Source organism: Vibrio sp. Vb1574, assembly GCF_033338675.1.
Window position 1 is genome coordinate 22,520 of record NZ_JAWOTC010000023.1, and the last position, 21,039, is coordinate 43,558.

Consider the following 21,039-nt stretch of genomic DNA (forward strand, 5'->3'; position numbering starts at 1 on the left):
TCGTCTAGATTGATTATTTTTGTTCGCTTTGCACGGTAAGTCTATGCATACTCCGCACTTTTGGAGGTCAAGATGCATACAGCATTCGAACAAATTTTCGATCTTGGCCCATTCAGTTGGCCTGCCCTACTATGCTGCGCCATTAATGGGCTCATGATCGGTATAGAGCGCCAAACTCGTGGTAAACCGGTTGGCATTCGCACAGCAATATTAATTATTTCAGGCACCTACCTGTTTATGTCGATGGCAGTGTCGTTATCGCCAAATACACTTGATCAAGCACGAGTGCTTGGTCAGATCATTACTGGCGTCGGCTTCTTAGGCGCTGGCGTTATGATGACACTTGATGGAAAAATCCATGGCGTAACATCCGCGGCTGTAATATGGGTGCTAGCAGGTTTAGGTTTGATGATAGGTTTGGGTTATTTAACGCAGTCGGTGGTTATTACTCTCCTGACACTAACCGTGTTGTTAGGTGTGGATAAAGCAGAAAACCACATCAAAGCATTACGCCGCGGTGTTCATCAAAGAATTCAACAACGCAAAACTTCATCACGATTAATTAAATAGTTAACGCTCCGAGAAACTCGCTTCATCTCATCAGTAATTAAAGAGCCCTCGACGAACATCGAGGGCTTTCTGTATATAAAGATTCTGACTTTCTCAGGGATTACTTAGCAAAGTTGATGAGTGGGAAACACTTGAAGAAACCGTTATCCGCACAGTTCAAAAGACCAATTTGCACGCCATCGATTTGATCGGTCATGTTGAAGAAACCAAACTGGAAATTAGACTTCTTAGAGATACTCGCTAAGCCCACATCCGCCATGGTGTAGCCTTCAGAATAGTTCACCGCGCTCCAGTTCAAGCCTTTTACGTTGTTCGTAATGTTAACAGCACCCAAGTTAACACCCGTCGTCTGACCTTGGTTCCAGTTAACTAAGCCTAAAGACGCGCCTTTCATTTCTTGATTTACTTTTGCTGCGCCAAAAAACAGACCGAAGTTCACACCTGTCGTACGATCCGTTTCTGACATACCAAGCAGTGAAAAGTCGACACCTTTAACCTCATTTACCTGTCCATGCAACACAGCTAAACGAACACCACCAACTGAAGAATTCGAAGGTGCGTTTGTGTTATCGATAGTAGAGAACATCACAGGTGTACTGTCGGCTAAAGCAACAGGTGATGCGATAGCGGCTGCAACCGCCAATGACGTCATAAGCTTTTTCATTTTCATCTCCATGATGGGAAGCAACAATTTACAACATAGTGTAATGTTCAGATTTTGCTCTGTCCCCGTTCAAAAAGTGTTAGCAATAGGTCAGATTTAACCATCTGACTCAAAAGAAAAAATATTTCTCTTCGATTTTTTGCTTCTGAAATGGCGCTTTTTACGCTCAAAAATCTCATGATAAGCCACTCCAGAACGTCATGTTTCTCAGGTGACACGCATAAAAAAAGTCGAGGCATCTGCCTCGACTTTTAAAGGTTTGGTCGGTTATCTTTCCGCTATAAGGGCTCCCTTAGAGCGATGAGATAAGCTGGCTTACATCATGCCGCCCATACCGCCCATGCCACCCATGCCGCCCATGTCAGGCATCGCTGGCGCGTCTTTTTGCGGTAGGTCAGTAACCATCGCTTCAGTTGTGATCATCAGACCTGCAACCGATGCTGCGAATTGTAGTGCAGAACGAGTAACTTTAGTTGGATCTAGGATACCCATTTCTAGCATGTCGCCGTATTCGCCTGTTGCCGCGTTGTAGCCGTAGCTACCTTCACCCGCTTTCACGTTGTTCGCAACAACTGAGTCTTCCTCACCTGCGTTCTTCGTGATTTGACGGATTGGCGCTTCCATTGCACGTAGTGCAACGCGGATACCAACGTTTTGTTCTTCGTTGTCACCCGTTAGGTGAGCAATCTTAGATGCCGCGCGGATAAGTGCAACACCACCACCAGCAACAACACCTTCTTCAACCGCTGCGCGAGTTGCGGCTAGCGCATCTTCTACACGGTCTTTCTTCTCTTTCATTTCAACTTCAGTCGCAGCACCAACTTTGATTACTGCAACACCGCCAGCCAGTTTAGCTACGCGCTCTTGTAGTTTCTCTTTGTCGTAGTCTGAAGTTGCGTCTTCGATTTGTTGACGAATCTGAGCAACACGGCCAGAGATCATCTCTTCTTCACCGATACCATCGATGATAGTCGTGTTTTCTTTCGTGATAGAAACACGCTTCGCTTGACCTAGATCTTCTAGTGCAACTTTTTCTAGCTCTAGACCGATCTCTTCAGAAATCACAGTACCGCCAGTTAGGATAGCGATGTCTTGTAGCATTGCTTTACGGCGGTCACCGAAACCAGGTGCTTTCACAGCTGCAACTTTTACGATGCCACGCATGTTGTTCACAACCAATGTTGCTAGCGCTTCGCCTTCTACATCTTCTGCAATGATAAGCAGTGGACGAGATGCTTTCGCGACAGCTTCTAGCGTTGGAAGAAGCTCACGAATGTTTGAGATCTTCTTATCAACAAGAAGAATGAATGGGTTTTCTAGATCAACACTGCCTGATTCTTGGTTGTTGATGAAGTAAGGAGACAGGTAACCGCGGTCGAACTGCATACCTTCTACTACGTCTAACTCGTCTTGTAGCGCCTGACCTTCTTCAACCGTGATAACGCCATCACGACCCACACGCTCCATTGCTTCTGCAATGATATTACCTACGCTTGCGTCTGAGTTTGCAGAGATAGTACCAACCTGCGCGATCGCTTTTGTGTCGTTACATTCAACAGAAAGCTCTTTTAGTTGCTCAACTGCCGCGGCAACAGCTTTGTCGATACCACGCTTCAGATCCATTGGGTTCATTCCCGCTGCGACTGCTTTTAGACCTTCGTTAACGATAGATTGTGCTAGTACCGTTGCTGTTGTTGTACCGTCACCCGCTGCGTCGTTTGCTTTAGACGCAACTTCTTTAACCATTTGTGCGCCCATGTTCTGGAATTTATCTTCCAGCTCGATTTCACGCGCTACTGATACACCATCTTTAGTGATAGTCGGTGCACCAAAAGATTTGTCTAGAACGACATTACGTCCTTTAGGACCCAGTGTTACTTTTACTGCGTCAGCCAGAACGTTTACACCTTCCAGCATTTTAACTCGTGCGTCATTACCAAATTTAACGTCTTTAGCAGCCATCTTTGATTTCCTTTCTAAAATTCTTTGTGTGTAATTTCGTAATTGAATCTGAGCAAAAAATTACTCAATGATTGCTATTATTCAACGATCGCCATGATGTCGTTTTCAGACATGACAAGCACTTCTTTACCGTCGATTTTTTCAGTTTTTGTACCGTAACCTTCAGCGAAGATAACGGTATCACCGACTTTAACGTCTAGTGGCAGTACGGTGCCGTTTTCTAGGATGCGGCCTTTACCCACAGCTAGAACAACACCGCGAGTCGATTTTTCTGCAGCAGAACCAGTCAGAACGATGCCACCAGCAGACTTAGATTCAACTTCTTTACGTTCAACGATAACTCGGTCATGTAATGGACGAATGTTCATCGGTCGTCTCTCCTGAAAATTTCCATGTTTATTTGATAATTGTCCTTAGGGACTGTAGCCCCAGACACGTGATCCCTATATAAGGGGTCGAAGCAGCGATCCCAAGGGGGTGGCACAAAATTTTTGTGACTTAGTTAAAATAACGAACAACTAGGCAACGGTTTGCGTTAGAAATGCTCACTCGCTCGGCATCTCGCTTTCTTGTATCCTTGCAGTTTGCTCACCAGATAGTTGTCACACATGCAGGAAAATAACAAGCTGGAACCCCAAGCGACCGATAAGCATGGTTTGTTGACCGCACCCATTCCTGAAACGCTGCGGAAAATGACCGTACCCATGACCATGGGCATGATCGCAATTTTGATGTTTAACTTGGTGGACACGTTTTTTATCTCGTTGCTTGGCACTCAAGCGCTAGCGGCTATCAGCTATACCTTTCCTGTAACCTTTGCGGTTAACTGCATTACGATGGGGATTGGGATGGGACTATCGACCAATATTGGTCGCTTGCTTGGGCAAGGTCATGCACCACAAGCTGCTCGGTTCACCACCCACGGTTTGTTGTTAGCCGTGTTACTTGTGGCTATCGCGTCTTCTATTGGCTTTACCACCATTGCGCCATTGTTTCGTTTTCTTGGTGCGTCTGATGATCTCATCCCTCTTATTGAGCAATATATGCAGGTCTGGTATCTCACCATTCCTCTGCTAGTGATCCCAATGGCGGGCAACAGTGCTATCCGAGCTACTGGCGACACAAAAACACCAGCAAAAGTCATGATGTTGGCTGGTTTGATTAATGGCATGCTCGATCCATTGTTGATTTTCGGTTATGGCCCTTTTCCGGAACTTGGCATTCAAGGCGCAGCCATAGCAAGTGCCTTTAGCTGGTTAGGTGCTTTGTGTGGCTCATTCTATGTGCTAATTAAACGGGAAAAATTGCTTGCTCAACCCCAATGGGCTTTGCTGAAACAAGACTGGCAACAGACACTAAAAATTGGTACCCCTGCAGCGCTATCAAACGCGATGAATCCGTTGTCCGGTGCCATTCTGATGATGCTGTTATCCAACCACGGTACGGCGGCGGTTGCTGCTTACGGCGCAGCGCAGCGTATTGAGTCCATATTGATTTTAGTATTGATGTCGCTGACCTCTGCCCTCACACCGTTTATGGCACAAAATTTAGGAGCCAAACAACCGCAACGAGCCTTTTCCGGTTTATTTATTAGCATGCGTTTTGCAGTGGTATTCCAAGGGTTTATCTTCTTGATGATGGTACCGCTGAGCATTCCTCTGGCTGCGCTATTTTCTCAGGAAGATGCGGTGAAAAACCTGCTTTGGCATTATTTACTGGTGGTGCCATTTAGTTATGGCTTCCAAGGCATCGTAATGATGTTAGTCAGTGGTTTGAATGCGATGCACAAGCCATTGCGTGCATTCCAGTGGAGCTTTATGCGGCTGTTCATTTTTACATTGCCATCGGCGTGGATCGGGAGCCAAATCTACAGCATTGAAGGCTTGTTTATCGGTATCGCGGTTGGAAATACGTTGGGTGGGCTACTGGGCTACTTGTTTGCGCTGCGCGAGCGAAAATTAACGCTCATAGAGCAGAGCAGCGTGTCTTAGCACTCGTCTATCGCTAGTTTCTTTTTTGTTGATTCTCAAATACAAAAAAAAACCGCGGAAAGCCGCGGTTTTGTTTATCTATTTCAAGCTTACTTAGAACAGTTCTTCAGCAACTTTGTATAGATCGTTGCGTACTGGACGCTTCATGTTTTCGATTGCGTCGATGATATCGTGGTGAACAAGTTGCTCTTTCACGATACCTACACAACGACCACCATGACCTTCGATCAATAGGTGAACAGCGTAGTTACCCATACGAGATGCTAATACGCGGTCAAATGCAGTTGGACGACCACCACGTTGGATGTGACCAAGTACTGTTGCACGAGTTTCACGACCTGTCGCGGCTTCGATGTCACGTGCTAGTTCATTAGCATCCATCATTAGCTCAGTAAGCGCGATGATCGCGTGTTTCTTACCTTTAGCGATACCATCTTGGATGTTGCTGATCAGCTTGTCTTTGTCTAGACCAGTTTCCGGAGTGATGATGTATTCACAACCGCCCGCAATTGCAGACATCAGAGTCAAATCACCACAGTGACGGCCCATGATTTCTACAATTGAAATGCGTTGGTGAGATGAAGAAGTATCACGTAGACGGTCGATTGCATCGATAACGGTGTTTAGTGCACTTAGGTAGCCCACAGTGTAATCCGTACCTGCGATATCGTTGTCGATTGTGCCCGGAAGACCGATACATGGGTAACCCATTTCAGTCAGTTTCTTCGCCCCCATGTACGAACCATCACCACCGATTACCACTAGTGCATCGATACCATGTTTTTTCAGGTTCTCAATCGCTTTTTCACGAACTTCCACTTGTTTAAATTCAGGGAAACGTGCAGAACCTAGGAACGTACCACCTTTGTTGATCACATCTGAAACGCTAGAACGATCTAGCTTCTCGATGCGGCCTTCGTATAGGCCTAGGTAGCCGTCGTACACACCGAATACTTCCAGTCCTTCGGATAGTGCTGTACGTACTACGCCGCGTATCGCAGCGTTCATACCAGGTGCGTCACCGCCACTTGTTAAAACACCGATCTTCTTAATCATGCTCACCCTCGATCTTTGGCAATCAATTATTTAATTTTCTTTTAGGCCCCTTGTTACCAAGCAACCTGCATAATCCAGAACTGTGCGTTATGTTACATTTCCTCTACAGGATTACCAATGAAAACGCACTTTTTTATGTAACTTTTCTACTTATGTAAGAGTATTACAGTTTCTCTATGAAACTTTGTTGATTCATATCAGGATCACGAATCTTAATAAGTATTGATGGAAAGATAGTCAATAAGTACCTGTTTGTCGTCGGGCACTGATGGATTTTTCAAGCCTACCAATCTTGCGCTTTCTGCTCTTTCTCTGGTCCGAAAACGACAGACAATGGATCTTGATGGATCAATACATCCGCATCAGGAAACAGAGCCAATAAATTATCTTCCACTTTATCAGCGATGTAATGCGCCTCAATTAATCGTAAGTTATCGTCTAGCTCTAAATGCAACTGTATAAAGCGCGTCGGTCCTGACATTCGCGTTCGTAACTGATGCACGCCCAATACCCCTTTTACGCTCAAACAAGCTTGGTTAATTTGCTCAAGCTCTTCATCGGGCAACTTTCTATCAAGTAAGGTTTGAATCGCTTCGCTGACCATTTTGAAAGCGCTATAAAGAATGAAGACACCAATACCAATCGCAAACACAGCATCCGCTTGAGTCACTCCAAAATAACTGAGCCCCAGAGCAACCATGATCGCAGCATTCATATACAAGTCAGTCTGATAATGCAGAGAATCCGCCGCTATTGCTTGGCTCCCCGTCACGCGAACCACATGTTTTTGGAACATCACCAAGCCAAGTGTGACCACAATCGCAAACAGCGATACATACACACCTAACTCCGGTGCGTGTAAAGCATGTGGGCGGAAAAATCGGTCAATCCCGTTAAGAATCAAAAATACTGCCGAGCCCGAAATAAACATTGCTTGGGCTAGGGCCGCTAAGGACTCAGCTTTACCATGTCCAAACGTATGTTCGCGGTCTGCCGGTTGTAAGGCGTAACGAACCACCACAAGATTCACAACCGAAGCCGCGATATCTAACATGGAGTCAATCAATGACGCCAATAAGCTCACTGAGCCGGTTACCCACCACGTGATGACTTTTACTATCAGAAGAAGCGTCGCCACAATGGTTGCAGTCCAAGCGGCGGTCGTAACTAAACGTGCGTATTGCTGTTTCATAATCAAAGAGTTAACTAAAACCATACGTTGAGTATATTGAATGACCATGAAATAACCAGATCAAAAAGAGGCAACCAATGGCTGCCTCTTTATATAACATCAATTCATGACTTAATTATTGCGCGACTTTTCCATGCGCTTGTGCATTCTGTCGCCACACTCTTGCATACGTTCATTTTGTAGCTCAACAAATTTCGCTTTCTGCTCAGGTGTTAATACGCTAAGCATTTGGTGCTTTCTTTCTAGCATTTGCACGCGACGTTCCGTTTGGCGCTCAACCATCTCTTTTGCTAATTCGGTAGCTTGAGCTTCATCAAAATTATCCGCCAGCAAAAGCGATTGCACTTTTGCGTGATGCGCTTGACGCTCAGTCATACGTGCTTCTTTGCCATCAGAGAATTTTGCTTTCATTTCCGCTTTGTTTGCTTCACGCATTTCTTTTAGCTGATCTTTTTGTGCATCAGTCAGGTCTAGTTGACGCATGACACCTCGGTCCATACCCATGCCGCATTCGTCACGAGGACCTTTATGATGGTTTTTACCACCGTAAGCGAATGCGCTTGCGGCGCCAAGAGTAAGAGGTAGAACAACAGCAGCTAACACAAGTTTTTTTGCAGACTTCATAATACGATTCCTTACACAGGTGAGTGGTTCTTCTGAGCTGTTCTCACAGCGCTTGAGTATAGAATACGACCCGCTAGGTAAAGCGACGTATAGGGAGCGTAAAGAATCGTAAAGAGTGATTTTTCTCCTCTTCGTTGCGCATCATTCCAATGTAATATTAGGCTATCGGTAACTTACTATAGGTGCCCCCATGGCAAACATTCTTTTAATCGATGACGATATCGAGCTAACCAGCTTATTAAAAGAAGTACTCAGTTTCGAAGGGTTTGACGTCAGCGAAGCAAATGACGGTGAAGCCGGCTTAGCCGCGATCAATGATAAGATTGATTTGATTTTGTTGGATGTCATGATGCCAAAACTCAATGGCATGGAAACGCTGAAACGCTTACGTGAAAATTGGGAAACTCCCGTCTTGATGCTGACCGCTAAAGGGGAAGAAATTGATCGCGTGATCGGCTTGGAACTGGGCGCGGATGATTATTTACCAAAACCTTTTAGTGACCGAGAGCTGTTAGCGCGAATCCGCGCGATTTTACGCCGCACTAGCAGCACACAAAAAAATACCAAAAACAGCGATTGCATTGAGTATCAAGAAATCCGCCTCTATCCCGGTAAGCAAGAAGCGTATTGTGAGCAACAGCTACTCGATCTCACGGCAACCGAGTTTGCGCTACTCACCCACTTCGTACAAAACCCAGGACAAGTGCTGACCAAAGAGACACTGAGCTTAGATGTGCTTGGTAAACGACTCGCTGCTTTTGATCGCGCTATCGATATGCATGTCTCGAACTTACGTAAAAAATTACCAGATCAAAGCAATGGCAAGCCGCGAATTAAAACCCTGCGTGGTCGTGGCTACATGCTGCTTGAGGAGGATTAATGCGCCTATCACGCATCAAACTGCCAAACATCAATAGCCTGTATGGACGCATCTTTGCCATTTTTTGGTTCACCATGTTATTAGTATTGATAGCCGTGCTATCACTGCCACATTTGGACCCACGCAAAGCTCGCGATATTCCAGAAGAACACTACAAACGTATGGTAGAAACGCGTGACTCAATCCAACAAAAATACAGCCAGCAAACTGATTTAGGCCGCATACTTTTTCGTATCGAGGGCAACCGCCACGGCAAGCACGACCCTCGCCCACGAGTGTTTTTTTCTGACTACAGCGGTAATGTTCTTACGACAGAAAAACGCAGCAATTTTCAATTGCGTGCCATGCAAAACTTTGTCACCAGTATCGAAGATTACAATAATCCAAAGCAGAAGCTGTATGGTCGATACATGATTGCGGGCCCAATTCCTATCACTTTGGCAGGTTCCGATATCTTGATGTACGTGGGCTTCAAGTGGAATGAGCCACCACCTCTACTCCTGCGTCTGTTTGATCACCCATTCCAGCTCTTGCTTGCGGTCATGTTGGTTAGTACACCATTGCTGTTATGGCTTGCTTGGGCTTTGAGTCAGCCTGCACGTCGTCTTGAAGCCGCTGCTCAACGTGTGGCGAAAGGTGAATTTGTCACAGACCCAAATTTAGAAAAAGGTACGGCGGAATTTCGTCAAGCAGGCAGCAGCTTCAACCAGATGGTCGAAGCGGTTAATCAAATGATTTCAGGACAACAACGTTTGCTATCCGATATCTCTCACGAGCTGCGCTCACCTTTAACTCGTCTGCGCATGGCAAGCGCATTAGCGACGCGTAAACAAGGCGAAAGCCCAGAACTGACTCGTATCGATACCGAAGCGCAGCGCTTGGAACAGATGATCAGCGAACTATTAGAGCTTTCTCGCATGCAGGCGAACAGTCATATGACTCGCGAAACACAGCCACTAGAAAGTTTATGGGAAGAAATCATTAAAGATGCGCAGTTTGAAGCAGAGCAAATGGGCAAACAGCTACACTATTCAGAATTACCTAAGCGCAATATTTCCGGTAACCCTAAACTGCTGATGAGTGCGGTGGAAAATATCGTTCGTAACGCCATTTACTACGGAAAAGATGAGGTACAAATCGACATCAAAGCCGATGACGATACGCTTCGTATCACGGTTGACGATAATGGAGAAGGTGTACCAGAAGAGGAACTAGCCGCGATTTTTCGCCCGTTCTATCGCGTTTCCACGGCACGCGATCGCCACTCTGGCGGCACAGGTCTCGGCCTAACCATTACCGAAAATGCCATTCGCCAGCACAGTGGCACGATCGCAGCCAGCCGAAGTCCTTTAGGCGGATTGCGCATGAGTATCACCTTACCGATCAATTGTTAGTCTCAATTTGATGAACTAACAATAATTCGCACCATATTTCTAGAGTGAGTGATTCACAGCCCCACCCTCACTTTAGAAATTGGTGAGGCTTCTTAGAATACCCTTACAAAGATCAAAGTTGATAATAATTATCGTTAGCATTAAAGTAAATTTTCCAATTAAGGAGGATTTACTATGTCACATACATTTCCCGCTCTGCCTTACCCGTACGATTCACTAGAGCCGTACATCGACGCGAAAACCATGGAAGTGCATTACAGCAAACACCACAAGACGTACTTTGATAAGTTTGTAAATGCCGTTGAAGGGAGCGAGCTCGAAACTCAGTCATTAGACGAGATCTTTGACAATATCTCTAAGCTCAGTCCAGCAGTACGTAATAATGGTGGCGGCTATTACAACCACATCATTTATTGGAATTGCATGTCACCAAACGGTGGCGGAGAGCCTCAAGGCGCGCTTGCTCAAGCAATTAACGATAAATTTGGTAGTTTTGCGCAATTTAAAGAGGCGTTTGCCCAAGCTGCCATCAATACCTTTGGGTCTGGCTTTGCATGGCTGATCGTAAAAGATGGTGAGATTCACATTACGTCCACCAGTAATCAAGACAACCCTCTGATGGATGTAGTGGATGTGCGCGGTGAACCAATCCTCGCATTAGACGTGTGGGAGCACGCGTATTACATCAGTTACCAAAACCGTCGCCCAGAATATATTGATGCGTGGTGGAACGTCGTCAACTGGCGAGCAGTTGAAGAAAACTATGCTCACGCTCTCTTATAAAGAGCATCGATACTTACGGTATTAACATCCGCGCTAATGCCTGCTTTCATACCCAGGTCAATCTTGCTGAATCTCGCATATTTCGGTGACTTGGGTATATACTGCCCCTCTCTTTGACCAACTCTATTTCAATACCATGTTTGATATCGCTTTATACGAACCAGAAATCGCGCCGAACACCGGCAACATCATTCGACTATGCGCCAACTGCGGTGCAAACCTTCACTTAATTGAACCTCTGGGTTTCGATCTTGAAGAGAAAAAAGTCCGCCGTGCTGGTTTGGATTACCATGATTTAGCTCGCGTAACACGCCATAAAAACTATCAAGCGTTCTTAGAGTATTTAGAGACAGAGAAGCAAGGTAACTACCGATTGTTTGCCTGCACCACCAAAACCACAGGTCACCACGTTGATGCACAATACCAAACGGGTGATGTTTTGATGTTTGGTCCAGAAACTCGTGGTTTGCCTGCTGAAATCATCGATAGCTTGCCAATGGAGCAGCGTATTCGCATTCCAATGATGCCAGATGCGCGCAGCCTAAACCTTTCGAATGCCGTTGCGATCATTGCTTTTGAAGCATGGCGTCAAATGGGCTTTGAAGGCGCATTGTAAGCGACACGAATTCCAAATACAGAAAAGGGCGCTTGGTGCGCCCTTTTGTTTTCTTTACTGTCTAACTCAATCAGTTGAGCTTGTTGCGATCATCATCGTCTTTACGCTCGTATTCCCCTTCGAAGGTATTGCCATTATCTGACTGGGAATCAAATGGGTCACGACGGAACGGGTCTTGCTCAAATGGCCCCTGGTTAGAGAAACCACCTTGGAAGCCACCGCCATGCATGGTTTTCACCACCATTTTGCTCATCAAGTATCTAGCTATCGCGGCGCGTGGCGCAGGAAGCAACACCAACATACCAAGGGCATCGGTCATAAAGCCTGGGGTTAACAGTAGCACGCCAGCCACCGCGAGCATTACGCCTTCAAAAATTTGCTGGGCTGGAATTTCACCTTGTTCAAGACGCCCCTGTACTGACATCAGTGTTTGGATACCTTGGCTACGAACCAACGATGCACCGACAAATGCCGTGATTAGGACTAGTGCAATGGTCGGCCATAAACCTAAAAAGCCGCCCACCTGAATAAATAAGCCGATTTCAATGATCGGAACAAAAATAAACGCTAATAATAAGATAGGAAACACACGCCCTCCTTTGTTTAATTCAGTGTAATGGTAAAAGCAGACTAAGCTCAAACGAATCGTTGTAAAAAAGCGTGTTCATACTGGTCTCCTTCTCTTTTAGACAAAGTAGCGGGAACGCGTTTCATTCAATTGCATACCGATTTTTTCGTGCTTTTAAAGTGCTAATTTCGAACTCTAAAAACTCATGTTTGTCGAGGAAAATCGAGTACCTATAAAGGGTTATTAATAACCCGTTCATACTTTGCAAATTATTGACTCATGAAAAACGAAAAAGGTGATCTAGTTACTATTTTTATGCGCTAGGTGCAGTATCATGTGCCACATAAGTCAGGACGGATTTTCCAGCCAAAAATTCTGATGAATGGATTCTAGATTGCAGAAATGGCTAATAAATAACTTTATTATCAGAATTATCATCTAAGGATCCTGCTATGGCTACCCTATCTGATGCTCCAAAAACAGCAAACCCAGCCACTCGTATTGAAGAAGATCTATTAGGTCAACGTCATGTCCCTGCAGATGCGTACTACGGTATTCATACGCTACGTGCGATCGAGAACTTCAACATCTCTAATATGACCATCTCTGACGTACCAGAATTTGTACGCGGCATGGTAATGACCAAAAAAGCAGCAGCGTTAGCAAACAAAGAACTTGGCGCTATTCCAAAAGACGTTGCAAACTACATCATCGAAGCGTGTGATTTGATCCTAGAAACTGGCAAGTGTATGGATCAGTTCCCATCAGACGTATTCCAAGGCGGTGCAGGCACTTCAGTTAACATGAACACGAACGAAGTGATCGCAAACGTTGCGCTTGAGTTGATGGGTAAAGAGAAAGGCCAATACGAATTTGTTAACCCAAATGACCATGTAAACAAGAGCCAATCAACCAACTGTGCGTACCCAACAGGTTTCCGTATTGCGGTATACAACAGCGTACACAAGCTAATGGAAGCAATTGAGTACCTAAAAGGCGCATTCGAACTTAAAGCCGTTGAGTTTAAAGATGTACTGAAAATGGGCCGTACTCAGCTTCAAGACGCAGTACCAATGACAGTCGGTCAAGAGTTCCATGCGTGGGCGGTAACACTAAACGAAGAGATTCGTGCTCTAGATTACACATCTAAACTCCTCCTAGAAATCAACCTAGGCGCAACCGCAATCGGTACTGGTCTAAATACACCAACTGGCTACCAAGCGCTTGCAGTAAAACACCTAGCGGAAGTAACAGGCCTTGACGTTGTTGCAGCAGAAGACCTTATCGAAGCAACGTCTGACTGTGGTGCATACGTAATGACTCACGGCGCGCTAAAACGCCTAGCAGTGAAACTATCGAAGATCTGTAACGACCTTCGTCTACTTTCTTCTGGTCCTCGTGCGGGTCTAAATGAATTGAACCTACCTGAAATGCAAGCAGGCTCTTCAATCATGCCAGCTAAAGTAAACCCAGTTATCCCAGAAGTAGTAAACCAAGTTTGCTTCAAAGTTCTCGGTAACGACAACACGGTTTCTTTCGCAGCAGAAGGCGGTCAGCTACAGCTAAACGTAATGGAACCTGTGATCGCACAAAGTGTGTTTGAGTCTATCTCTCTACTACACAACGCGTGTGTGAACCTACGTGATAAATGTATCGACGGCATCACTGTGAACAAAGAAGTTTGCGAAAACTACGTTTACAACTCTATCGGTATCGTCACTTACCTAAACCCATACATCGGCCACCACGAAGGTGACATCGTAGGTAAAATTTGTGCAGAAACTGGTAAGAGTGTTCGTGAAGTCGTGCTAGAGCGCGGTCTGCTTACAGCAGAGGAGCTTGATGAAATCTTGTCAGTAGAAAACTTCATGCATCCTACTTACAAAGCAAAACGCTACGAGTAAGCATTGAAGCTAAGGGGGGCCATCCAGGCCCCTTTTTTAGGCTTTTTCACGGTAACCACATTTTTAATAAGCTTTTATTGCCGTAGGCCGCTGGGTTCTGATTCTCTGAGCATTTACTCCTGTTCCTGAGTGTTCAAAAAATCAGAATCAAATAAAAAACTAAAGAGGTATCAATATGGTCATGGTCGAACTCTTCGTGGTTCTGCTCTTCATCTATTTGGGGGCAAGAATCGGTGGTATCGGCATTGGTTTTGCCGGTGGTGCTGGGGTCATTGCGTTGTCTTTGATCTTGGGCGTACCAACAAGCCAAGCTTACATTCCCGTTGACGTAATTTTGATCATCATGTCTGTAATCACCGCTATCGCAGCAATGCAGGTAGCGGGTGGTTTAGACTGGATGGTGCAAGTTGCAGAAAACTTTTTGCGCAAGCATCCTGAGCGCATCACCTTTTATGCGCCTATCGTAACTTACCTAATGACATTAATGGCGGGTACTGGCCACACGGCATTCTCTACTTTGCCAGTGATTGCAGAAGTAGCGAAAGGCCAAGGCGTGCGCCCTTCTCGTCCACTGTCTATCGCGGTCGTGGCATCGCAAATCGCTATCACCGCATCACCAATCTCAGCGGCTGTTGTAGCGTTCGCGGCAATGCTGCACCCATTTGGCGTTGACTACCTAACACTACTAGCAATCTGTATTCCAACGACGTTTATCGCGTGCATGATCGGTGCGTTCGTGGCGAACTTCATGGGCTGTGAGCTAAAAGACGATGCTGAATACCAAGAGCGTCTAGAAAAAGGCTTAATCAAGCTAAATACAGAAGCAAAACGCGAAATCCTACCAACAGCGAAGAAAGCAACATTCATCTTCCTAGGCGCAATCGCATTTGTCGTGTGTTACGCAGCAGCAATTTCTGGCTCTGTTGGCCTTATCGAGAACCCTGCTCTAGGTCGTAACGAAGCTATCATGACGGTAATGCTAGCAGCTGCGGCAGCTATCGTAATGAGCTGTAAAATCGATGCTGGCAAAATCCCAGCCGCAGCAACATTCCGCTCTGGTATGACAGCGTGTGTGTGTGTTCTTGGTGTGGCATGGCTAGGTTCTACGTTCGTTAACGCGCACGTTGACGGCATCAAAGAAGTTGCGGGTGCGCTACTAGCAGACTACCCATGGATGCTAGCTCTTGTTCTATTCTTCGCTTCAATGCTGCTTTACTCACAAGGTGCAACCACTGTTGCGCTGATGCCAGCAGCACTAGCAATCGGTGTCGCACCACTTACCGCAGTTGCATCTTTCGCAGCAGTAAGTGCGCTATTCGTGCTGCCAACTTACCCAACGCTTCTAGCAGCGGTTGAGATGGACGACACGGGTTCAACTCGTATCGGTAAGTACGTATTCAACCACCCATTCTTTGTACCTGGTGTGGTAACCATCGCTTCTGCGGTAGCACTTGGCTTCGCATTCGGTGGTCTACTGATCTAGTAGAAACAGAGTCTTACTCGGGGAGCTTCGGCTCCCTTTTTTATTGCCTGTTGTCTTGATTTATGCTCAATAAATCTTCATTTTCATGAAACTTATTGACTCGCCTCCGGGTCTGATTGAGTTACACTAACGGCAATTATCTAAGATGAATTGACTCTTTTATGCGCGCATTACTTTCCGTTTTACTCTTAGGGCTCATTACCTTTTCCACTCCGTCTTTAGCTTTATTTGGCAAAGACCAGTTTAACAGTAGCCAGAACAACAGTTTTGGTAGCAGCAGCGACAGCTTTGTTCCGGTTGATCAGGCGTTTCCATTTAACTTCTACCAGCAAGATGACAAATTGATGCTCGATTGGCAGGTACGTGACGGGTACTACCTATATCAAGAGCGCTTGTCTGTAGCTGGTGAGAAAGTATCGCTAGGCGAACTGCAAATGGAAGACGGCACACCGCATAAAGATGAATTCTTTGGTGACGTGCATATCTATACGCAACCTCTCTTCGTTAACGTACCAATGTATGATTGGCAAGACGGTGCGCGCGTGGTGGTGCAATACCAAGGTTGTGCGAAAGCAGGCTTCTGTTACCCGCCAGAAACTCGCGTGATTCCTATCAGCGCGTTTACTTCGTCGAACTCAGATTCAACAACGGCGACAACTGCATCAAAAGCAGAACAGGCACCAACAGCAACGCCACCAGCGGTGCAATCATCTAGTTCTGCCGACACACCATCAGCTCCAGTAACACAGCAAGATAGCCTTGCAGCCAACCTTGCTGATAACTGGTGGACACCACTTCTGTTCTTGGCGCTTGGTGTGGGCTTGGCGTTTACACCTTGTGTGCTGCCGATGTACCCAATTCTGACCAGCATCGTGCTTGGCAGTGGCAAACTGAGTCAGCGCCGTGCGCTAGGCTTGTCATTCGTCTATGTGCAAGGCATGGCGCTGACTTACACCCTACTCGGCCTTGTGGTGGCATCTGCAGGTATGCAGTTCCAAGCGGCAATGCAACACCCTTATGTGCTGATTGGCTTGAGCGTACTGTTCATCGCACTCGCTTTGTCTATGTTTGGTCTGTACTCATTACAGCTACCAAGCAGCGTTCAAACATGGTTGAATAACTTAAGTAATAAGCAACAGGGTGGCAGCAGTGCAGGCGTATTCGCCATGGGGGCAATTTCTGGACTGGTTTGTTCTCCTTGTACCACGGCACCTCTGTCTGGTGCGCTACTTTACGTTGCACAAAGCGGCGATTTGCTTACCGGTGGTATCGCGTTATACGCGCTGGCGATGGGCATGGGTATTCCGCTGATTCTTGTTGCGGTCTTCGGCAACAAACTGCTACCAAAAGCAGGTGGTTGGATGGACCGTGTGAAAACACTCTTCGGCTTTATTCTGCTTGCCGCACCTATCTTCTTACTAGAACGCATCATGCCAGAAATGTGGTCAACGATTCTGTGGTCAGCACTGGGTATTGCTGCTTTTGGTTGGCTATACCACATCAAAAACAGTCTAGAGTTTGGTGGCTGGAAACAAAGTGCCGTGGGCATAATCGCCGTCTTAGGTTTGCTAGCCTCAGCACAACCTATCTTAAATTACTGGTTTGGCAACAGCACAACACAAACTCAGCAAGCCACTGTTAGCTTTACTCGCATTGCTAACGTGGCGGAGCTTGAAGAACAACTGGCACTTGCGAAAGCGGCAGGTAAACCCGTCATGCTCGATTTCTACGCCGATTGGTGTGTAGCATGTAAAGAGTTTGAAAAGTACACCTTCCATGACCCAAGCGTCGAAGCCAAACTGCAAGACTTCGTTCTTCTGCAAGCGGACGTGACCAAAAACCAAGTGCAAGACATCGAACTACTGAAGCACATGAGTGTGCTTGGTTTACCAACAATTGAGTTTTGGGATGCCAGTGGTGAACACGTTTCAAACGCTCGTTTGACGGGCTTTATGCAAGCCGAGCCTTTCTTAGAGCATATCAAGCAGTTCTGATAACCAGATATTCAAACGCCAGTGATGTCCACTGGCGTTTTTTATTGCTCAGATTTGAATAAGAACATTGCGTTTATATGCAATTTTCCTAATAAAAGTCGATTTGGTTCAGACTTTTAGCGAATAAATATTGTCCACTCTCTCAAAGCTGGACAATAATAAATTTAACGAAATAGTCAAAAGTGTTTAACGTCATGGATTCGACCTACACCATCATTATTGCAGATGATCACCCACTCTTCCGGAATGCCTTGTTTCAATCTATCCACATGGCTATTAGTGGTGCAAATTTGCTGGAAGCGGACTCACTCGACGCACTTCTGGCTTTGTTGGAGCGAGAGGAAGAGCCAGATTTAGTGCTATTGGATCTCAAAATGCCAGGAGCAAATGGTATGTCTGGCTTGATTCATTTGCGAGCAGAGCATCCAGATTTACCTATCGTCGTCGTTTCAGCGAGTGAAGAGCCGGCGATCGTGACGCAGGTGAAAAGCCATGGTGCATTTGGTTTTATTCCCAAGTCCAGCGACATGCGCGAATTAGTGAACGCACTCAATCAAGTGCTGAATGGCGACCCATACTTCCCTGAAGGGTTGATCACCAATAACGCGGCATGTAATGACTTAGCGGAAAAGATTGCTGCGCTAACACCGCAGCAATATAAAGTGTTGGGAATGTTGTCCGATGGCTTGCTGAACAAGCAAATCGCTTACGAATTGAATGTTTCAGAAGCCACCATAAAAGCGCACATGACAGCGATTTTCCGTAAGCTCGGTGTAAAGAACCGCACGCAAGCCGTGATTATGCTGACGGAAATGAGCGACTAGATTGACGTCTTATCGTCAGACTTACTTTTTTCGTTTGGCAATCGGATACCGACTTTCGTGACCTGCTGATCAACAACATCAGCGACGATCCAATGCAAACCTTGCCACTCGAAATGGTCTCCCAATACTGGCGTGCTACCTAATTGCTCTTCGACAAGGTTTCTCAAACTTTTATCCAGCGGTTCATCCCCCAGATTCAAACCATACATCACGGCAATATCGGCAAGCTTCACTTCAATATCGAGGAAGAAGTCACCGAAGAATCGCGCTAGCGACGCTTTCTCTGGGGCTTCACTAAACAGTAAGCTCAGTGCATCTAAATCCTTTTCTTGTGCTAATACACACAAGGTATCATCTTCCTCAAGACGCGTACTGCCGGATGGGTGCAATAGCTCTTTACTGCGAAATACAGCGGCGATACGCGTTCCTTCCGGCATCGAAAGACTACGTAATGGCTCACCAATGCACCATTTATCTGCTTTAAGTCTATAGATAAACAGCTCCCACTCACTGGTCGGGTAAATCTCTACACCCGTACGCGAAATTGGCTCAGGCTTAGAAGGTAGCTCGACCTTTGCAAGAGACATCGCCTTAGTCAACGTGCCCCCTTGTACTATCAAAGACACCATTACTACAAAGAATGCCAAATTGAAGTACAGTTGAGCATCTGGCAACCCTGCCATCATCGGAAATACCGCGAGGATGATAGGTACAGCGCCACGCAATCCTACCCAAGAGACAAACCACTTTTCACGTGGCGTGAAACTCTTGAATGGCAGTAAACCAATCCAAACTGAGATTGGTCGGGCAAACAAAATCATCCCGAAGGCAAGCGCAAGACCTGGCAACGCAATAGAGAGTAAATTAGATGGTGTAACCAACAAGCCAAGCACCAAGAACATACCAATTTGAGCTAGCCACGTCATACCATCTAAAACATGAAGAATAGAGTGTCGGCTGCGTGTTGGACGGTTACCTAATAAAAGACCAACGAGGTAAATCGACAAAATACCACTGCCACCCAAAGTGTTAGATAAAGCAAAAATAAGCAAGCCACCACTGACCGTTAAAATAGAATACAGCCCATCTGGTAATTGATTGCGATTGATAACTTTCCATAAGATCCAGCCACCAGCGAAGCCAAGTAACGCGCCGATACCAAACTGCTTAAGAAAACTGAACGCCAAAAAGCCCGCACTTAAGTCAGCGCCAGGGTTCGCTAAAATAGCAATCAGAGTTACGGTCAGAAACACCGCCATTGGGTCATTGGTGCCGGATTCAATTTCCAGCGTTGAACCAACACGTTCGTTCAGGCTACGACCTTTGAGTAGAGAGAAGACCGCGGCAGCATCGGTGGAACCAACAATCGCACCAACCAATATGCCTTGCAATAAATCTAAGTCGAATAACCACGTTGCCATCAGCCCGGTCAAAATGGTGGTGATCGCAACGCCAAATGTCGCCAAAGAGACCGAGGGCCATAACGCAACCCTAAAGCTGGCGACCCGCGTTCTCATCCCACCATCAAGCAAAATGATGGCTAATGCGAGGTTACTAACCAAATAAGCGATCGAAAAGTTATCGAATAAGATGCCGCCTAAGCCGTCTTCCCCCGCCAGCATTCCAACGGCTAAAAATACCAAAAGAATTGGGATCCCCAACTTAGAAGACACTGGGCTTAAAAGAACGCTAAGTGCGATTAACAACGCACCTATTAGAAAAAAACTGTTAATGGTGTCTGCGTCCATTCTCACCCTCCCTTAATGAAAAACGATAATAATTGTGATGAGCAAGGCTACTTCGTTAATGAGGTAATGCCCTAATCCGCCTCCCCTTTACACCGTCTCAAAATGCGAGGTTGTACGAGAATGACTCAGTTATATTACTTTATTGTGAGTTAAAACGGTGATTTGATGCGAAAACTTTATGTAAATAAATTACTTGTGAGCTTTCTTATCTACGCCTTCTCTCATTGAGAGCCACAAGATCACCACCAATATTTACACAGCATCTCCAAATTCAATGAAGAAAAGATTAATGGCCAGTCTTAATCATGCTTGTTTATCCAATCAACCTTTAGACCTTTGGCTAACTTAACAGTTTATTAACATAACATTTTACCCCTTTATTCGCTGCAAAAGCCCATAGTATGGAGGTTCCTCATTTTTAACACCCCGACTAAAGTTGAAAAGAGTTATTGCCAACACCTTGCTAATGTACATATTGAAACATTTCATTAACAAAAATACCAATCGTAAGGAGACGGCAATGGCATTTGAAAGCGAAGAAAGAGCCAAAGCCTATTGGGACAAAAACGTGAAGCTCATGATCGGCCTAATGGTCATCTGGTTCGTCGTGTCTTTCGGCTGCGGCATTTTATTTGTCGACGTACTAAATCAATTTCAACTAGGCGGTTACAAACTCGGTTTCTGGTTTGCTCAACAAGGCTCCATCTATGCCTTCCTAGGAATTATTTTCTATTACGCATGGAAGATGCGCCAAATTGACCGTGAATTCGGCGTGGACGAATAAGG

The 21,039-nt window shown here is 45.8% G+C and carries 19 protein-coding genes; 11 read left to right on the forward strand and 8 right to left on the reverse strand.

Annotation, left to right across the window (positions count from 1 at the left end):
* The first annotated feature begins 72 nt into the window (after window positions 1-72).
* A complete protein-coding gene (locus R7O12_RS14845) occupies window positions 73-570 on the forward strand; it encodes an MgtC/SapB family protein (protein WP_005381504.1) in 498 nt (165 codons plus the stop codon).
* Between the two features lie 100 nt (window positions 571-670).
* Here R7O12_RS14845 and R7O12_RS14850 read toward each other — a convergent pair whose 3' ends face one another.
* The 3 genes from R7O12_RS14850 to R7O12_RS14860 all read right to left on the reverse strand — a co-directional run bounded on the left by R7O12_RS14850 (window position 671) and on the right by R7O12_RS14860 (window position 3,564).
* Entirely contained in the window at window positions 671-1,234 is a 564-nt protein-coding gene (locus R7O12_RS14850) for a VC2662 family protein (protein WP_005395435.1), read from the reverse strand.
* Window positions 1,235-1,549: 315 nt separating this feature from the next.
* Window positions 1,550-3,196, reverse strand: a complete 1,647-nt coding sequence (groL, locus tag R7O12_RS14855) for a chaperonin GroEL (RefSeq protein WP_005381509.1) — start codon at window positions 3,194-3,196, stop codon at window positions 1,550-1,552.
* Window positions 3,197-3,273: 77 nt separating this feature from the next.
* Window positions 3,274-3,564, reverse strand: coding sequence for a co-chaperone GroES (locus R7O12_RS14860; protein ID WP_005381516.1), 291 nt, complete (start codon window positions 3,562-3,564; stop codon window positions 3,274-3,276).
* 240 nt (window positions 3,565-3,804) lie between these two features.
* On the opposite strand from R7O12_RS14860, the gene R7O12_RS14865 reads away from it, so the two are divergent.
* Window positions 3,805-5,187 carry an MATE family efflux transporter gene (locus tag R7O12_RS14865; RefSeq protein WP_017821828.1) on the forward strand — a complete coding sequence of 461 codons (1,383 nt, stop codon included), beginning with the start codon at window positions 3,805-3,807 and terminating at the stop codon, window positions 5,185-5,187.
* A gap of 93 nt (window positions 5,188-5,280) precedes the next feature.
* On the opposite strand, the gene pfkA is transcribed toward R7O12_RS14865, so the two are convergent.
* From pfkA to R7O12_RS14880, 3 genes are all read right to left on the reverse strand, one after another.
* Window positions 5,281-6,243, reverse strand: a complete 963-nt coding sequence (gene pfkA / locus R7O12_RS14870; RefSeq protein ID WP_005381521.1) for a 6-phosphofructokinase — start codon at window positions 6,241-6,243, stop codon at window positions 5,281-5,283.
* A 283-nt stretch (window positions 6,244-6,526) separates the two neighbouring features.
* Entirely contained in the window at window positions 6,527-7,435 is a 909-nt protein-coding gene (fieF, locus tag R7O12_RS14875; protein WP_025768809.1) for a CDF family cation-efflux transporter FieF, read from the reverse strand.
* Between the two features lie 111 nt (window positions 7,436-7,546).
* The gene (locus R7O12_RS14880) at window positions 7,547-8,059 is read right to left on the reverse strand and encodes a CpxP family protein (protein ID WP_054575301.1); all 513 of its coding nucleotides are present in this window, start codon (window positions 8,057-8,059) and stop codon (window positions 7,547-7,549) included.
* A gap of 190 nt (window positions 8,060-8,249) precedes the next feature.
* Between R7O12_RS14880 and R7O12_RS14885 the strand changes: the two genes are divergently transcribed.
* From R7O12_RS14885 to trmL, 4 genes are all read left to right on the forward strand, one after another.
* Window positions 8,250-8,939 carry a response regulator gene (locus tag R7O12_RS14885; RefSeq protein ID WP_005382384.1) on the forward strand — a complete coding sequence of 230 codons (690 nt, stop codon included), beginning with the start codon at window positions 8,250-8,252 and terminating at the stop codon, window positions 8,937-8,939.
* Complete coding sequence (gene cpxA / locus R7O12_RS14890; RefSeq protein WP_262646261.1) at window positions 8,939-10,333, forward strand: envelope stress sensor histidine kinase CpxA; 1,395 nt, start codon at window positions 8,939-8,941, stop codon at window positions 10,331-10,333. The genes R7O12_RS14885 and cpxA overlap by 1 nt, the downstream gene beginning before the upstream one ends.
* A 174-nt stretch (window positions 10,334-10,507) precedes the next feature.
* Window positions 10,508-11,116, forward strand: a complete 609-nt coding sequence (locus R7O12_RS14895) for a superoxide dismutase (RefSeq protein ID WP_005382382.1) — start codon at window positions 10,508-10,510, stop codon at window positions 11,114-11,116.
* 136 nt (window positions 11,117-11,252) lie between these two features.
* A complete protein-coding gene (gene trmL / locus R7O12_RS14900) occupies window positions 11,253-11,732 on the forward strand; it encodes a tRNA (uridine(34)/cytosine(34)/5-carboxymethylaminomethyluridine(34)-2'-O)-methyltransferase TrmL (protein WP_053303025.1) in 480 nt (159 codons plus the stop codon).
* A 70-nt stretch (window positions 11,733-11,802) separates the two neighbouring features.
* Here the strand turns inward: trmL and R7O12_RS14905 are convergent, their stop codons facing one another.
* Window positions 11,803-12,321: an FxsA family protein gene (locus tag R7O12_RS14905; protein ID WP_262647717.1), complete on the reverse strand. Its 519-nt coding sequence runs from the start codon at window positions 12,319-12,321 to the stop codon at window positions 11,803-11,805.
* Window positions 12,322-12,752: 431 nt separating this feature from the next.
* On the opposite strand from R7O12_RS14905, the gene aspA reads away from it, so the two are divergent.
* The 4 genes from aspA (at window position 12,753) to R7O12_RS14925 (ending at window position 18,505) form a co-directional block, all read left to right on the forward strand.
* Window positions 12,753-14,204, forward strand: a complete 1,452-nt coding sequence (gene aspA / locus R7O12_RS14910; RefSeq protein ID WP_005382379.1) for an aspartate ammonia-lyase — start codon at window positions 12,753-12,755, stop codon at window positions 14,202-14,204.
* Between the two features lie 175 nt (window positions 14,205-14,379).
* Window positions 14,380-15,687 (forward strand): anaerobic C4-dicarboxylate transporter, encoded by a 1,308-nt coding sequence (locus R7O12_RS14915; RefSeq protein WP_005382378.1) that lies wholly within the window; start codon window positions 14,380-14,382, stop codon window positions 15,685-15,687.
* Window positions 15,688-15,848: 161 nt separating this feature from the next.
* On the forward strand, window positions 15,849-17,681 hold the full coding sequence (locus R7O12_RS14920; RefSeq protein ID WP_318126081.1) for a protein-disulfide reductase DsbD: 1,833 nt from the start codon (window positions 15,849-15,851) through the stop codon (window positions 17,679-17,681).
* A gap of 194 nt (window positions 17,682-17,875) precedes the next feature.
* Complete coding sequence (locus tag R7O12_RS14925) at window positions 17,876-18,505, forward strand: response regulator (RefSeq protein ID WP_005382375.1); 630 nt, start codon at window positions 17,876-17,878, stop codon at window positions 18,503-18,505.
* On the opposite strand, the gene R7O12_RS14930 is transcribed toward R7O12_RS14925, so the two are convergent.
* Window positions 18,502-20,253 (reverse strand): potassium/proton antiporter, encoded by a 1,752-nt coding sequence (locus tag R7O12_RS14930; RefSeq protein ID WP_005382374.1) that lies wholly within the window; start codon window positions 20,251-20,253, stop codon window positions 18,502-18,504. The two genes, R7O12_RS14925 and R7O12_RS14930, sit on opposite strands and share 4 nt — an antisense overlap.
* Before the next feature lie 520 nt (window positions 20,254-20,773).
* Here R7O12_RS14930 and R7O12_RS14935 point away from each other — a divergent pair.
* Window positions 20,774-21,037 (forward strand): DUF4212 domain-containing protein, encoded by a 264-nt coding sequence (locus tag R7O12_RS14935; protein WP_005382373.1) that lies wholly within the window; start codon window positions 20,774-20,776, stop codon window positions 21,035-21,037.
* The last annotated feature ends 2 nt before the right edge of the window (window positions 21,038-21,039 follow it).

Bases quoted from the DNA above. Each gene is read 5' to 3' on its own strand.
- R7O12_RS14845 (WP_005381504.1), top strand. From the start codon at position 73: ATGCATACAGCATTCGAACAAATTTTCGATCTTGGCCCATTCAGTTGG.
- R7O12_RS14850 (WP_005395435.1), bottom strand. From the start codon at position 1,234: ATGAAAAAGCTTATGACGTCATTGGCGGTTGCAGCCGCTATCGCATCA.
- groL (WP_005381509.1), bottom strand. From the start codon at position 3,196: ATGGCTGCTAAAGACGTTAAATTTGGTAATGACGCACGAGTTAAAATG.
- R7O12_RS14860 (WP_005381516.1), bottom strand. From the start codon at position 3,564: ATGAACATTCGTCCATTACATGACCGAGTTATCGTTGAACGTAAAGAA.
- R7O12_RS14865 (WP_017821828.1), top strand. From the start codon at position 3,805: ATGCAGGAAAATAACAAGCTGGAACCCCAAGCGACCGATAAGCATGGT.
- pfkA (WP_005381521.1), bottom strand. From the start codon at position 6,243: ATGATTAAGAAGATCGGTGTTTTAACAAGTGGCGGTGACGCACCTGGT.
- fieF (WP_025768809.1), bottom strand. From the start codon at position 7,435: ATGAAACAGCAATACGCACGTTTAGTTACGACCGCCGCTTGGACTGCA.
- R7O12_RS14880 (WP_054575301.1), bottom strand. From the start codon at position 8,059: ATGAAGTCTGCAAAAAAACTTGTGTTAGCTGCTGTTGTTCTACCTCTT.
- R7O12_RS14885 (WP_005382384.1), top strand. From the start codon at position 8,250: ATGGCAAACATTCTTTTAATCGATGACGATATCGAGCTAACCAGCTTA.
- cpxA (WP_262646261.1), top strand. From the start codon at position 8,939: ATGCGCCTATCACGCATCAAACTGCCAAACATCAATAGCCTGTATGGA.
- R7O12_RS14895 (WP_005382382.1), top strand. From the start codon at position 10,508: ATGTCACATACATTTCCCGCTCTGCCTTACCCGTACGATTCACTAGAG.
- trmL (WP_053303025.1), top strand. From the start codon at position 11,253: ATGTTTGATATCGCTTTATACGAACCAGAAATCGCGCCGAACACCGGC.
- aspA (WP_005382379.1), top strand. From the start codon at position 12,753: ATGGCTACCCTATCTGATGCTCCAAAAACAGCAAACCCAGCCACTCGT.
- R7O12_RS14915 (WP_005382378.1), top strand. From the start codon at position 14,380: ATGGTCATGGTCGAACTCTTCGTGGTTCTGCTCTTCATCTATTTGGGG.
- R7O12_RS14920 (WP_318126081.1), top strand. From the start codon at position 15,849: ATGCGCGCATTACTTTCCGTTTTACTCTTAGGGCTCATTACCTTTTCC.
- R7O12_RS14925 (WP_005382375.1), top strand. From the start codon at position 17,876: ATGGATTCGACCTACACCATCATTATTGCAGATGATCACCCACTCTTC.
- R7O12_RS14930 (WP_005382374.1), bottom strand. From the start codon at position 20,253: ATGGACGCAGACACCATTAACAGTTTTTTTCTAATAGGTGCGTTGTTA.
- R7O12_RS14935 (WP_005382373.1), top strand. From the start codon at position 20,774: ATGGCATTTGAAAGCGAAGAAAGAGCCAAAGCCTATTGGGACAAAAAC.